Origin of the sequence: Vibrio sp. 11986-1-5, from assembly GCF_963878025.1 — a bacterium.
In the GTDB taxonomy this organism is placed as follows: domain Bacteria; phylum Pseudomonadota; class Gammaproteobacteria; order Enterobacterales; family Vibrionaceae; genus Vibrio; species Vibrio injensis.
Genome location: NZ_CAWNVW010000052.1, coordinates 121,094 through 135,563, shown reverse-complemented (window position 1 = coordinate 135,563; position 14,470 = coordinate 121,094). Strand labels below are relative to the sequence as shown.

Genomic DNA, 14,470 nt, shown 5'->3' with positions numbered 1-14,470 from the left:
AATGAGTAATGTATTAGGCCAACTGTTGGTGGAAGGTAAGAATCTCGTCAAGGATTTCCCACTCAATAGCAATAGTCTTAAACAACCAATGATGCGCGCCATCAATGACGTATCATTCAAAATGTACAAAAGTCGTGGTTTGTCAGTGGTCGGAGAGTCAGGCTCAGGAAAATCCACCACCGCAAAGATGATCGCCAAAATGTATGCCCCTAGTTCAGGAACGATTGAATACAAAGGCAGAGATATTCTTAACATTAAATCACGCTCAGATTTAATGCACTATCGCGAAGGCGTACAGATGGTTTGGCAAGATCCTTTTGGATCGCTCAATCCAACACACACCATTTTTCATCATATTGCTCGCCCATTGCTGATCCATAAAAAAGTCAGCTCTGGCAATAAAAAAGAGCTGCAAGAACGTGTCTATGATCTGCTTGAGCAGGTTGGTTTGATCCCCCCTAAAGAGACGGCTGAAAAATACCCCCACCAACTGTCTGGCGGGCAGCGGCAACGAGTTAATTTAGCTCGTAACATCGCTGTTGGTGCAGAAGTGGTACTGGCTGATGAGCCTACCTCTATGCTCGATGTATCGATTCGCGCCGGCGTTCTGAACCTAATGCAAGAGATGAAGTTTGAAAAGCAAATGTCTCTGCTCTACATCACTCATGATATCGCTACCGCCCGTTATATAGCGGAAGATCTGGCCGTAATGTATGTCGGTCATATGGTTGAATGGGGCGATACCGATGCGATTATTCACGACCCACAGCATCCTTATACTCAGTTATTGGTGTCTGCGGTACCCGATCCTAAAAAATCGATTCATGAGAAACTCAAAGGCAATAAAGGTGAAATTCCACTCTGGACTCCAAACTCGGTAGGCTGCCCTTTTGCTGGGCGGTGCATGCATGCAAGTGAACGCTGCCGAGAAAAACTGCCAGAGGTCACCCAATTATCGGAAAACCATTTTGTACGCTGTTATTTATTTGAACATTAAAACTGGCCTTATCGTTGACTCGCGACTTTGGGGTCACGATAAGGCAATGTCGAATCGCTATCTGCAAACAACTTGAAGCGGCAAATAAGCAACCAGTCAGTAAGCCCCAATTTCATAGATACATGATGTGATTAGAGGTAATACTGCAGCAGTAGCGTCAAGTAGCAAGGAGATAAATAACTATTGAATCATCAACATAACAACGATTTTGCGTGATGAATGGAGAGAGCAATGCAATTACTCACTAACCACCTTGGTTATGAAGCGTTGGGACCTAAACAGGCCGTATTATTGACCTATCAATCGGCTTTTTACGTTGAAGAAGCCCGCTTGGTTTGTGCGCATACACATCAAACGATGGCTAGTATTGCGATTGAATTTGGTGGACAAGTCGATGGTTGGCATCAAGGTCATTTTCATCGTCTCGATTTTTCGACCATCACGCAAGAGGGTCAATTCTATCTTTGTGTCGATAACGCACGCTCAGCCACTTTCACTATTCAATCTGGGCTACTGATGCAGCGTACCTTTTCAGATGTACTGCATTATTTTAAATCACAACGCTGTGCTGGCGTATTCGATAGACAAGATAAGCAAGTACCACTGCTGGGCACTTCACTCACTGCCGATGTGCACGGCGGCTGGTACGATGCTTCTGGTGACGTTAGTAAATACTTCAGTCACCTTTCTTACGCTAACTATTTGAACCCACAACAAACGCCTATGGTGGTATGGAATATGCTCAAAGGGTTAGCGCTTTTAAACCATCACTCGGGTTTTGCTGATTTCTCTCGCACTCGTCTCATGGAAGAGGCGTTGTTTGGTGCTGATTTTCTGCTTCGTATGCAAAACGCCGAGGGTTTTTTTTACGTTACTGTGTTTGACAAGTGGAGTAAAGATCCCAAACAACGTGAGATTTGTAGCTATGCCACTCAACAAGGCGACAAATCTAGCGATTATCAAGCTGGCTTTCGTCAAGGTGCCGGCGTTGCTATAGCCGCGCTAGCGGCGGCGGCTCGCTTATCCGAGCACGGCGAGTTTACTCAGCAGCAGTATCTAGAAGCAGCGCAGCGAGGTTATCAACATTTACTCACCGCCAACCTCACCTATCTTGATGATCAGCAAGAGAATATCATCGATGAATATTGCGCTCTATTAGCCAGTTGTGAGCTCTATAAAAGCACTCAACAAGACAACTATTTACTCGAAGCTCGCCAATGGGCTAAACGCTTATCAGCTCGTCAAATGAGTGATGAGCAGCATAGCTATTTTTGGTCAGCCAATCAGGATGGTTCACGCCCTTATTATCATGGGGTTGAAGCCGGCTTACCTGTGATCGCATTGTGTGAATATCTGGCGATTGAACCAGAACAATCAGAACGCCAATGTATGCAGCAGGTCGTCACTCAAGCCTGTCAATTTGAACTGACCATTAGCTCACAAGTACACAATCCCTTTGGTTATCCACGACAATACGTATGTGACACCAAAGGCGTCAAACGCAGTGCTTTTTTCATGCCTCACGACAACGAAACTGGATACTGGTGGCAGGGGGAAAATGCTCGCCTCGCGTCATTAGCTAGCATGGCTTACCTAGTACAACCTTATCTTACTGATAGCCGTCTTAGTCAGTCATTACTCGCACTAGCCAACCATTCACTGAATTGGATCTTGGGACTTAATCCTTACGACATCTGCATGCTCGATGGTCATGGCCTGCATAACCCCGATTACTTACCAGATTTGGGCTTTTTTAATGCCAAAGGCGGGATCTGCAATGGGATTACCGCGGGTTTTGACGATGAGCAAGATATCGCTTTTAACCCAGAACCACAAAAAGACGATTTGCTACAAAACTGGCGCTGGGCAGAACAATGGATGCCTCATGCAGCTTGGTATTTGCTAGCAATAACTACTCAGTTTTCTCACTTTCGCAGTGCAGGAGAATAGCCATGAGTGGACATCAAACTCACTACCTCAACGTCAATGAGAATAAGGATAGGGTATGAACTATCGGATGGATTTTGCTGTATTGAGCGAGCAAGCCAACCATTGCCGCTTCGGACTAACCCTGCATAATTTAAGCGATCAGCCACTGACGGATTGGCGCTTACATTTTGCCATTGAGCGCTATATTGACCCCAACTCACTCACTCAAGGTCAATTACAGCAAATCGGCAGCTTTTGCACTCTCGAGCCTAATTGTCAGATATTAGCTGCCAATAGCCACTTTTATTGTGAATTTACGATAAAAACCGCTCCATTCCATTTTTATACCGATGGCATTAAAGAGGCTTTTATCGAATATTCGAGTGCCAAGCAAATTCATCGCCAAGCCGTTACCGTCACCCCCATCGCTCTGCTATCTAGTCATAAACAGCGCTGTGTTATCGATACGGTTGAGCGCGCGGAGCTGTGCCTTATTCCTTATCCTAATCATCTACAGCGACTCGAAGGAGTGATGACTTTATCGCCGCAAAGTGGCTTAGTCGTCGACACCGACCTGGCTCATCACGCCAGTCAGTGGTTTCGAGAGCAGTTGATGGCGTTATACGCTTTCCCTATTGACGAGCAAGCGGAAGCCGCGCCGATCCTTTATTGTCTTAAACCGACACTTGATGAGCAAAGTTATCAGTTAGAGATAGGTGAAGAGGCTATTTTCGTCTACGCGAATAGTGAAACCGGCTTTATGTACGCCAGCGCCACGCTGTTACAATTAGCACAACAAAATGCTCAACAGCTCGATTTTCCATGCCTAAAAATCAGTGACGCTCCGCGCTTTCAATACCGAGGCATGATGCTCGATTGCGCGCGACATTTTCACTCTTTAGAAACGGTTAAACGCTTAATCAACCAACTGGCCCACTACAAATTCAATATTTTCCATTGGCATTTAACCGATGACGAAGGTTGGCGGATTGAAATTAAATCACTACCACAACTGACGGAGATTGGCGCATGGCGCGGTATGGATCTGGTATTAGAGCCGCAGTACAGCACGCTTACGGAACGTCATGGTGGATTTTATCGCCAGCATGAAATCAAAGAGGTGATTGCCTACGCCGCGGAGCGTGGGATCACCGTCATCCCAGAAATCGATATTCCCGGTCACAGCCGCGCGGCCATCAAATCACTGCCAGAATGGTTAATCGACAGGGAAGACCCATCCGCCTATCGCAGTATTCAATATTATACCGATAACGTGCTCTCTCCAGCCCTGCCGGGTACTTATCAGTTTATTGATCGCGTGTTAGAAGAGGTCGCTGCCTTGTTTCCAAGCCCATGGGTTCACATCGGTGGCGATGAAGTCCCTGAGGGTGTCTGGCTCAATAGTCCTAAATGCCAAGCATTAATGGCAGAGCATGGTTATACCAGTAGCCATGAATTACAAGGACATCTACTGCGTTATGCCGAGCAAAAACTGAAATCACTCGGTAAACGTATGGTCGGATGGGAAGAGGCCCATCATGGTAATAAAGTCAGTAAAGATACCGTGATCTACTCTTGGCTGTCGGAAAAAGCCGCTTTGCACTGCGCTAAGCAAGGCTTTGATGTGATCTTGCAACCGGGACAATTTACCTACTTAGACATAGTACAAGATTACGCGCCAGAAGAACCTGGTGTTGATTGGGCAGGAGTGACACCGCTAGAACGCGCTTATGGCTATGAGCCATTAGCTGAAGTCGCCGATAACGATCCGCTGCGTAAACGTATCCTCGGTATTCAATGCGCCCTATGGTGCGAACGAGTCAATAACCCATCACGTCTCGATTATATGATTTACCCACGCTTAACCGCTCTCGCCGAAGCTGGCTGGACGGAAAAACAACGCCGTGATTGGTCTGATTATCTCACACGTTTAAAAGGTCACCTGCCGCTACTTGATCAGCAAGGTATTGACTATCGCCATCCATGGCGAGCAAAGCTGCAGAACTAGATTCACACAACTCTTTATTTTTTATCTGCTCCATTGAGCAGTGTTTGAAAAGGAAAACATCATGAAATACGGCTATTTCGATAATGAAAATCGCGAATACGTCATTACCCGCCCCGACACACCAGCGCCGTGGACTAACTATCTTGGCACAGAAAAATTCTGCAGCGTGATTTCACACAACGCAGGAGGCTACGCTTTTTACCATTCACCTGAATACAACCGTATCACTAAGTTTCGCCCTAACTTTACCCAAGACCGTCCCGGTCACTATGTTTATTTACGTGATGACGCCAATGGTGAGTTCTGGTCTATTTCTTGGCAACCGGTAGCAAAAAGCCTTGCCCAAGCCAAATACGAAGTGCGTCATGGTTTATCTTATTCAAGCTTCAAATGCGAATACCAAGGCATTGTCGCCAGTAAAACCTTGTTTGTCCCCAAAGGAGAGGATGCCGAACTGTGGGATGTGGTGATTGAAAACACATCCAATGAAACTCGTACCATCAGTGCTTTCAACTATGTGGAATTTTCCTTTAGCCATATTAAATCCGATAACCAAAACCATCAGATGTCGCTCTATTCAGCGGGCACAGAATATAAAGACGGCGTCATTGAATACGATCTGTATTACAACACTGATGATTTCTTAGGTTTTTATTATCTCACCGCGACTTTCGATGCCGACAGCTATGACGGTCAACGTGACCAATTCCTCGGCATGTACCGTGATGAAGCCAACCCAATTGCGGTAGAGCAAGGTCGATGCTCGAACAGCGCACAAACTTGCTATAACCATTGTGGTGCGCTGCATAAACAGTTTGTCCTACAGCCTGGAGAAAAGGTTCGCTTTGCTGTGGTATTAGGGGTTGGTAAAGGTAATGGCGTCAGACTACGTGAAAAATATCAAGACCCACAGCAGGTTGATCAAGCATTAGCGGCGATCAAAGCTCACTGGGATGAGCGCTGCGCCAAGTTTCAAGTCAAATCCCCTAATTCCGGTTTAGATACCATGATTAACGCTTGGACTCTTTACCAAGCAGAAACCTGTGTGGTTTGGTCACGCTTTGCTTCTTTCATCGAAGTAGGTGGCCGTACTGGGCTTGGCTATCGTGATACCGCGCAAGATGCCATTTCAGTTCCTCATACCAACCCTGAAATGACCCGTAAACGCTTAGTTGATCTGCTGCGCGGTCAAGTAAAAGCGGGCTACGGTTTGCATCTTTTCGACCCAGATTGGTTTGATCCAGAAAAAGCCGATGTTAAACCATCAAAATCGCCAACCGTCGTCCCCACCCCATCGGATGACGATAAGATCCACGGCATCAAAGATACCTGCTCTGACGATCACCTATGGATTGTACCGACCATCTTAAATTACGTGAAAGAGACTGGCGATATGGCCTTTATCGATCAAGTGATCCCTTATGCCGATGGTGGTGATGCCACCGTATATCAGCACATGATGGCAGCGCTCGATTTCTCTGCCGAGTACGTGGGGCAAACCGGCATTTGTAAAGGTCTACGCGCCGACTGGAACGACTGTCTGAATCTCGGCGGTGGTGAATCAGCGATGGTGTCTTTTCTTCACTTCTGGGCACTAGAAGCATTCCTCGAACTGTCGCGATTCCGTCACGATGAAGCGGCCACCGATAAATACCAAGCCATGGCTAACGGGGTGCGCGCTGCCTGTGAAACCCATTTATGGGATGAACAAGGTCAGTGGTACATTCGCGGCCTGACTAAAGATGGCGATAAGATTGGTACTTTTGACCAAGTAGAAGGCAAAGTACATCTGGAATCCAATTCACTGGCGGTGCTGTCTGGTGCGGTGAGCCACGAACGTGGCATCAAAGCCATGGATGCGGTGTACGAGTACCTCTTCTCTCAATATGGTTTACATCTTAATGCGCCATCGTTTGCCACCCCGAACGATGATATTGGTTTTGTGACCCGTGTTTATCAAGGGGTAAAAGAAAATGGCGCGATTTTCTCTCACCCTAACCCTTGGGCTTGGGTTGCAGAAGCAAAACTCGGCCGCGGCGATCGAGCAATGGAATTGTACGATGCGCTCAATCCTTATAATCAAAACGATCATATTGAAACCCGTGTTGCTGAGCCCTACTCCTATGTACAGTTCATCATGGGTCGCGATCATAAAGATCATGGTCGCGCCAACCATCCTTGGCTAACTGGTACTTCTGGTTGGGCTTACTACGCCACCACCAATTTTATTTTGGGGATTCGCACTGGCTTTGAAGGCTTAGACGTCGATCCTTGTATTCCAACCTCATGGCCTGGCTTTGAAGTTACCCGCCAATGGCGCGATGCGACCTATCAGATCAAGGTGGAAAACCCCGATCGCGTCTCTAAAGGCGTGAAGTCGATTATTTTGAATGGCCAAAAAATTAACGGGCCGATCCCAGTGCAAGCGGCAGGCTCAGTCAATCAAGTCATCGTCACAATGGGCTAAACAGCTTGGGGCGCATTTTTGCGCCCCTCTAAGGAGAGAAGCATGATTCAATTTGGTACCGGAGGCTGGCGAGCCTTTATTGGTGAAGAGTTTACCAAAGACAATGTACGCATCGTCGCACAAGCGCTGGCTAATATCATTCAGCAAGAACAGGTCGCCGAGCAAGGTTTTGTGATTGGCTACGATCGCCGCTTTTTATCCGATAAAGCCGGACGCTGGTTTGCCGAAGTCTTAGCCGCTAATGGCATAGTGGTGAGTTTTATTAATAAGTTTGTCCCTACACCTGTGGTGATGTTTCAAGCAAAAGTCATGAACTGTGCTTATTCTGCTTGCATTACTGCTTCGCATAATCCGGCCGATTATAATGGCATTAAAGTGTTTATCCGTGGTGGGCGTGATGCTGATGAAGTCATTACTAAAAAGATTGAACAACAGATAGCCACGCTGACACTGAGTGACGTTCGCTCGCTCGATTTTGATCAAGCGGTAGCCGAGCAACAAATAATCAACATTAATCCAATGAATGATTTTGTCGATTCGATCATTAACTTGATTGATATTGACGCAATCCGTAAAGCAAATTTACGAGTATTGATCGATCCTATGTTTGGTGTGGCGAAAAATGCACTACAAACCGTCCTGATCAATGGCCGTTGTGATGTCGATGTGATCAATGATGGGAAAAACCCTGACTTTGGCGGATTAATGCCATCGCCTAGTGCCGCCACCTTGTATCGCCTGCAACACCTAGTAAAAAATGAAGGTTATGACATTGGCATTGGTACCGATGGCGATGCGGATCGACTGGGGATCATTGATGAAAAAGGTCATTTTATTCATCCCAACGAAGTGCTAATGCTGCTTTACTATTACTTACTGGAATATAAAGGCTGGAAAGGCTCGGTAGTACGTAATATCGCTACCACGCATTTATTGGATAAAATTGCCGCTGATCATGGCGAGCAATGTTTTGAAGTTCCGGTTGGCTTTAAGCATATTTCTTCGCAAATGGAAGCTGTCGATGCTTTGATTGGTGGTGAAAGCTCTGGCGGCTTAACCATTCGTGGTCATATCAAAGGTAAAGATGGGGTATTTGCTTCCAGCTTATTGGTGGAAATGCTCAGCGTCACTGGTAAAAAACTCTCAGAATTGCTGCAAGAAATCTACTGTCGCTATGGTTATGCTTACACCGCTGAAGGAGATTGTAAATTTAATCCACAGCAAAAAGCCTCCCTCTATCACAAACTGTACGTCGAAAAACAGCTGCCCAACTTTGACCAGGAAATTGCAAAAGTGAGCTACGAAGATGGGGCGAAAGTCTATTTCAGCAACGGAGGCTGGATCATTGCTCGTTTTTCCGGCACTGAACCTTTGCTAAGGATCTTTGCCGAGATGGCAGATAAACCCACCGCTGAGCGATTAGTCGACCAAATGAAAGCGTTTTTACAACTTTAAATCCAGTCAACGTTCAATAGGTATATTGGATGCAAAATGTAGAAGTGAAAGCTATCGTGCTTTCACTTCTTGCTCTCAAATAAAGACGAGCTGCCCAGCACTTTTATCTCTCTATCTTTTAATGAAAGCCAGACCGCTTTCTCGCTTTCTTAATCATACAATTTGTTACAATTACTCAGTTTTGAGCTTTATTGTTTTATTTCAAGGTATTAAATCACATTCTTTCTTTTTGCAATTTTCCTCTCTGGGTAACTATTGACCCAGGGAGTACGATTAATAATAATTATCAAACTTATTTATATAATAGTATCGATAACGCTTAATGCCATTCCATTGCAGTAAGTAAGTTAAATACCGTCGATTGTCCTACTCTTTGAGATAAAAGGTTTATTCATGCAAAAGAAGTTGCTCTCAGCTGTCGCTTTAGTCAGTAGTTTAATTACCGCACCATTACTCCACGCACAAGACATCACGCTTTACTCTGGCCGTGGTGAAACGCTTGTTAAGCCTATCATTGAACAATTTGAAAAGCAGAGTGGCATTAAAGTTAACGTACGTTACGGTGATACCGCTCAACTTGCGGTGTTATTACAAGAAGAAGGCGCTCGCTCACCTGCCGATGTGTATTGGGGACAAGATGCAGGCGCAATGGGTGCCCTAGCTAATGCAGGCTTACTAGCAACGTTGCCAGAAGCGCTTTACAAACAGCTACCTGAAATTTATACCAGCAAAACGGGTCAATGGGTTGCCGCGAGTGGCCGCTCACGCGTTATCGCTTATTCGACTGAACGTGCATCTGCGGAAGACATTCCAGCCTCTGTGTTTGATTTGACCTCAGAAAAATACAAAGGCCGCTTTGGTCTAGCACCCACTAACGGTGGTTTCCAGTCATTCGTTACCGCGATGCGAGTACAACATGGTGACGAGAAAACCTTGGCGTGGTTAAAAGCGATGAAAGCCAACCAGCCGAAAATTTATCGTAATAACACCACTCAAGTACAAGCGATTGGTGACGGCGAAATCGATTTTGCCTTAGTCAATAACTACTACTTACCTCGCTTTGTTGCTGCCAATGCTAACTTCCCAGCCAAACAGACGTACTTTGCTGAAGGTGATATTGGTAACTTAGTTAATGTTGCGGGTGTTGCTGTTTTAAAAAGCAGTAAAAAACAGCCTCAAGCGATTCAATTTATTGAGTACATGTTGTCTCCTGCCGCTCAACAATACTTCACCTCTGTCGTTGGTGAATACCCAGTCACTCAGGGCATTATTCCTAACCCTGTATTGGGTGAGCTAGATACGCTATTGCAAGCGGCACCAAGTATTGATCTCGATCAACTGGCTGATTTACAAGGTACCTTAAAACTGTTGCGTGACGCAGGTTTGCTATAAGTTTTACGATAATTTCGTACCTTATTCATTACCCTTAATGGTAATATCTCGACCACAAAGCCAGTGCGCAAGCATTGGCTTTGCTATTTAATCGTAATCTATAGTATGCAACTTGGCCCTATGATTTGGCCTTGATCAGACTGTCTCCGTCTCAGCGCCATCACGCTCAATCAGAGATAGCAATAATTAGCAAACTCCACCAAGGACGCTGAATACAGGTAGTAACTCCTATGAGTGTTTCATCACAACCAGACTTTTCAATACGAGCGATTGGTCAACGTCCCCCGCTTTATTTACTGCTCAGTGCTGGTTTTATCTCGCTATTGATGATCATCCCACTGTTTTACTTAGTTCTGCGTGCATCACAAGCTGATTATGATCAGCTCGTTGAATTGGTATTTCGAGCCCGTAATTGGCAACTTTTGCTCAATACATTATCCCTTACCTCTGGCGTACTCGCCGTTTGTACCTTTTTAGCACTGCCCATGGCGTGGTTAGTTACCCGTACTTCGATCGCAGGGAAGAAACTGTTAACCATTCTAGCGATTGTTCCCCTTGCCATACCAGGCTATGTGATGGCCTACGCGCTACTTGGTATCGGTGGCAATATGGGTGCATTAGCTCATCTATTTGATATTCGAATCAATAATATCTCCGGCTATTGGGGCGCAGTATGGGCACTGTCGCTCTATACTTATCCTTATATTTTTTTAAACCTACGCGCCGCGCTGTTAGGGCTAGACAGTAGCTTAGAAGAGAGCGCCTACAGCCTTGGTTATTCACGATTAGCCACCTTTCGTTTTGTGATGCTACCGCATTTACTACCAGCGCTACTGGCTGGCTATATGGTGGTGGCTCTTTATGTGCTGGGCGATTTTGGCGCGGTAGCATTAATGCGCTATGAAGCGTTTAGCTTTGCCATTTTCAACCAATATTCAGGGGCGTTTGATCGCATTTACGCCGCTTGGCTATCACTGATGTTACTGGCCCTAGCGGGTAGCTTCCTATTCATTGAATATTCATTGCTAAAGAAAAAAAGACTCTCCAGTGTCGGCAGTGGCGTCACACGTCATGCAAAACTACTAGCCTTAGGAGCTTGGACTCCCGCCGCATGGATCTATATTACCCTAGTATTCTCAGCTTCAATCGGCTTACCATTAGCCATGCTTAGCTATTGGATGATCGTGATACCACCGGATGTCAGTTTACTGATGCAAGTCCCTTTTACTTTTGCTCGCTCTGCCTTTGCTGCTGCACCAGCTGCTTTACTGGCCGCCTTGATGGCGTTACCACTGTGCTATTTAGCCACTCGCTATCCATCCGCACTAACACGTATGATGGAACGCAGTGCTTATATCGGTTATGCATTACCACCTTTAACCCTCGCTTTAGCCATGGTGTTTTTTGCTCTGCATAGTGCGTTTTTCTTATACCAAACCTTAGCATTACTGATTCTAACTTGGAGTTTGGCAACCCTTGCCCTCGCAATGGGCCCCATTCGCAGTGCACTGATCCAAACTCGGAAAAATACCGAAGAAGCGGCACAATCTTTAGGTTATAGTCCAAGTGCTAGCTTTTTTTATGTGGTCCTGCCTCGCTTAAGACGCGGCATTTTAGCGTCCATCGCTTTAGTGTTTCTGTTCTGCATGAAAGAATTACCAATCACCTTCTTACTCGCTCCAACGGGATATCACACTTTAGCGGTAACCGTGTTCTCACGCACATCAGAAGGGATGATGGCAGAGGCTGCGCCTTTTGCTACGGCTATTGTTTTATTTTCTAGTTTATCGATCGGTTTAATTTTAAATCGCGAAAAGATCAAAGGAACCCAATGAGCTCATATCAACTTGTTATCGACGCTATGCAAGACACGCTACCAGTCGAAAAAGCGCCAGATTGCCAATACCAAATTGAAGCTCAGCAGTTAAGCAAATGGTTCACCGACGGCGAGCAACCAGCGGTCTCTGATGTTTCTTTTCAACTGCAAGCTGGTGAGATTTTGGCCTTACTAGGCCCTAGTGGCTGCGGAAAAACCACGACATTACGCATGTTGGCCGGCTTTGAACAACCGAATTCAGGGCAAATTGCTCTGCATGGCAAAGACATGACCAAGCTACCAGCGCAAGAGCGTAACATCGGTATTGTCTTTCAAGATTATGCGTTATTTCCACATATGACAGTGGAACAAAATATCATGTTTGCCATGCGCACAACCCCGAAACCCCAACGCGCTAAAAAAGCTATCCCTTGGTTAGAGCTAATGGGTCTGAGCCATTTATGTCATCGTTATCCCAACGAGTTATCTGGCGGTCAGCAGCAACGTGTAGCACTCGCTCGCACCTTAGCCGCTGAGCCCGACTTAGTATTGCTTGATGAACCGTTTAGTAACCTTGATGCAGCGCTTCGTGAAGCCACACGTAATGAGATGCGTCAATTATTTAAACGCTCAGGAACAACGGTCATCTTAGTCACTCATGATCAAGCCGAAGCGCTATGCTTCGCCGATAAAATTGGCGTCATGCGGCAAGGTCAATTAGTACAAATCGGCACACCACAACAAGTCTATCAACAGCCTATCAATGCCTTTGTTGCCCAGTTTTTAGGTCACACCAATTTAATTACGGGTCAAGTTGATGGCGATCAAGTACAAACTCGCTTAGGTAATATCACGCTGCCCGGATTGTCTGAACCCAGTGTCACCCTTTCCATTCGTCCAGAAGATATTCAACTGAGCAGCCAGCTAAACGAGCGGCAGACACAAGCGACGGTGATCAGTCGTGAGTTTCGTGGTCATGATTATTTTTATACTCTACAGCTCGATGAGCTCACTTTATCGGTGATCACTAACCGCCACGCTGAATTTGCTGTGGGTCAAACGGTCGCCATCACCCATATTGCTTATGCTTGTCGTTTACTGGCATAAAAAATCCCCTTACTGATTTCTCAGTAAGGGGATAACTCAAATTAATATCACTATTTTAGAGTCACAAACTCAGGGTAAGCATCAACGCCACAGTCATGAATATCCATACCTTGCATTTCTTCTTCTTCTGAGACTCGAATACCAATCGTCGCTTTGAGAATAGCCCACACCACTAAGCTAGCCGTAAACACCCAAGCAAAAATCACCGCCGCACCGAATAATTGAGCCGTTAACGTCGCTTCAGGGTTACTTAAAGGCACCACCAGCAAACCAAACAAACCACACACACCGTGTACTGAAATAGCACCGACCGGATCATCAATGCGAAGTTTATCTAAACCAACGATACTAAACACCACTATCACTCCAGCCACTGCGCCAATCGCAACCGAATAGAGGGGCGATGGTGACAGAGGATCGGCGGTGATCGCCACCAAACCCGCTAATGCACCATTAAGGATCATCGTCAGATCGGCTTTACCCCAAGTAGTTTTGCATACCAGTAGCGCTGCAATCGCTCCCGCTGCCGCTGCCGCATTAGTATTGAGGAAAACTTGCGCTACCGCGGTTGCGTTTTCAAAGTCCGACACCATCAATTGTGATCCGCCGTTAAAACCAAACCAGCCAAACCATAGAATAAAAGTACCTAAGGTTGCTAATGGCATGTTTGAACCTGGAATTGGGAAAATTTGACCATTTTTGCCGTATTTACCTTTACGAGCACCAAGTAAAAGCACACCCGCTAAAGCCGCAGAAGCACCGGCCATATGGACAATCCCAGAACCAGCAAAATCACTGTACCCTGCGGCATCTAAAAAGCCACCGCCCCATGTCCAGTAGCCTGAAACCGGATAAATAAATGCCGTCAGTACTAATGCAAAAATCAAAAATGCCCACAGCTTCATTCGCTCAGCCACAGCGCCAGAGACCACTGACATTGCGGTGGCGACAAATACCACTTGGAAGAAGAAATCCGCTTGTAAGGCAAAATCTGCGCCTTCTTCTTGGCTGCCAATCAAGCCACCTAAGGAAGGAAATAAGCCACCTTCCGTATTATCCACATACATAATGTGATAACCAACAATCAAAAAGGTGGTACAAGCTATCGCGTATAAGACAAAGTTTTTGGTTAAAATTTCGGTGGTGTTCTTAGAGCGAACTAAACCCGCTTCTAACATGGCAAATCCAGCCGCCATCCACATCACTAATGCGCCAGAAATTAATAAAAAGAACGTATCCAGTGCATAGCGCAGCTCAGTTACTGTCAGTGACAATTCCATAGTCATATTCTCCAATCCA

9 protein-coding genes are annotated in these 14,470 nt (G+C 45.9%); 8 read left to right on the top strand and 1 reads right to left on the bottom strand.

All coding sequences use genetic code 11. The annotated features are described in order from the left end of the window. Nucleotide 1 precedes the first annotated feature (1 nt). The 8 genes from AACS00_RS14750 to AACS00_RS14715 all read left to right on the top strand — a co-directional run bounded on the left by AACS00_RS14750 (nucleotide 2) and on the right by AACS00_RS14715 (nucleotide 13,171). Entirely contained in the window at nucleotides 2-997 is a 996-nt protein-coding gene (locus AACS00_RS14750) for an ABC transporter ATP-binding protein (protein ID WP_072671385.1), read from the top strand. A gap of 231 nt (nucleotides 998-1,228) precedes the next feature. Then, on the top strand, nucleotides 1,229-2,947 hold the full coding sequence (locus tag AACS00_RS14745; protein WP_110167848.1) for a glycoside hydrolase family 9 protein: 1,719 nt from the start codon (nucleotides 1,229-1,231) through the stop codon (nucleotides 2,945-2,947). Between the two features lie 55 nt (nucleotides 2,948-3,002). After that, nucleotides 3,003-4,934 (top strand): beta-N-acetylhexosaminidase, encoded by a 1,932-nt coding sequence (locus AACS00_RS14740; RefSeq protein WP_110167847.1) that lies wholly within the window; start codon nucleotides 3,003-3,005, stop codon nucleotides 4,932-4,934. Between the two features lie 61 nt (nucleotides 4,935-4,995). After that, complete coding sequence (locus AACS00_RS14735; RefSeq protein ID WP_072671388.1) at nucleotides 4,996-7,401, top strand: GH36-type glycosyl hydrolase domain-containing protein; 2,406 nt, start codon at nucleotides 4,996-4,998, stop codon at nucleotides 7,399-7,401. A gap of 42 nt (nucleotides 7,402-7,443) precedes the next feature. Further along, nucleotides 7,444-8,856 carry a phosphoglucomutase/phosphomannomutase family protein gene (locus AACS00_RS14730; protein ID WP_110167846.1) on the top strand — a complete coding sequence of 471 codons (1,413 nt, stop codon included), beginning with the start codon at nucleotides 7,444-7,446 and terminating at the stop codon, nucleotides 8,854-8,856. Between the two features lie 393 nt (nucleotides 8,857-9,249). Continuing rightward, nucleotides 9,250-10,248, top strand: a complete 999-nt coding sequence (locus tag AACS00_RS14725; RefSeq protein ID WP_072671390.1) for an iron ABC transporter substrate-binding protein — start codon at nucleotides 9,250-9,252, stop codon at nucleotides 10,246-10,248. A 230-nt stretch (nucleotides 10,249-10,478) separates the two neighbouring features. Continuing rightward, a complete protein-coding gene (locus AACS00_RS14720) occupies nucleotides 10,479-12,083 on the top strand; it encodes an ABC transporter permease (protein WP_110167845.1) in 1,605 nt (534 codons plus the stop codon). Next, complete coding sequence (locus AACS00_RS14715; protein WP_110167844.1) at nucleotides 12,080-13,171, top strand: ABC transporter ATP-binding protein; 1,092 nt, start codon at nucleotides 12,080-12,082, stop codon at nucleotides 13,169-13,171. Before AACS00_RS14720 ends, AACS00_RS14715 begins: the two co-directional genes overlap by 4 nt. Before the next feature lie 50 nt (nucleotides 13,172-13,221). On the opposite strand, the gene AACS00_RS14710 is transcribed toward AACS00_RS14715, so the two are convergent. After that, nucleotides 13,222-14,451, bottom strand: coding sequence for an ammonium transporter (locus AACS00_RS14710; RefSeq protein WP_110167843.1), 1,230 nt, complete (start codon nucleotides 14,449-14,451; stop codon nucleotides 13,222-13,224). Nucleotides 14,452-14,470: the final 19 nt, after the last annotated feature.

Coding starts and splice junctions, on each gene's coding strand:
- AACS00_RS14750 (WP_072671385.1), top strand. CDS start 2: ATGAGTAATGTATTAGGCCAACTGTTGGTGGAAGGTAAGAATCTCGTC.
- AACS00_RS14745 (WP_110167848.1), top strand. CDS start 1,229: ATGCAATTACTCACTAACCACCTTGGTTATGAAGCGTTGGGACCTAAA.
- AACS00_RS14740 (WP_110167847.1), top strand. CDS start 3,003: ATGAACTATCGGATGGATTTTGCTGTATTGAGCGAGCAAGCCAACCAT.
- AACS00_RS14735 (WP_072671388.1), top strand. CDS start 4,996: ATGAAATACGGCTATTTCGATAATGAAAATCGCGAATACGTCATTACC.
- AACS00_RS14730 (WP_110167846.1), top strand. CDS start 7,444: ATGATTCAATTTGGTACCGGAGGCTGGCGAGCCTTTATTGGTGAAGAG.
- AACS00_RS14725 (WP_072671390.1), top strand. CDS start 9,250: ATGCAAAAGAAGTTGCTCTCAGCTGTCGCTTTAGTCAGTAGTTTAATT.
- AACS00_RS14720 (WP_110167845.1), top strand. CDS start 10,479: ATGAGTGTTTCATCACAACCAGACTTTTCAATACGAGCGATTGGTCAA.
- AACS00_RS14715 (WP_110167844.1), top strand. CDS start 12,080: ATGAGCTCATATCAACTTGTTATCGACGCTATGCAAGACACGCTACCA.
- AACS00_RS14710 (WP_110167843.1), bottom strand. CDS start 14,451: ATGGAATTGTCACTGACAGTAACTGAGCTGCGCTATGCACTGGATACG.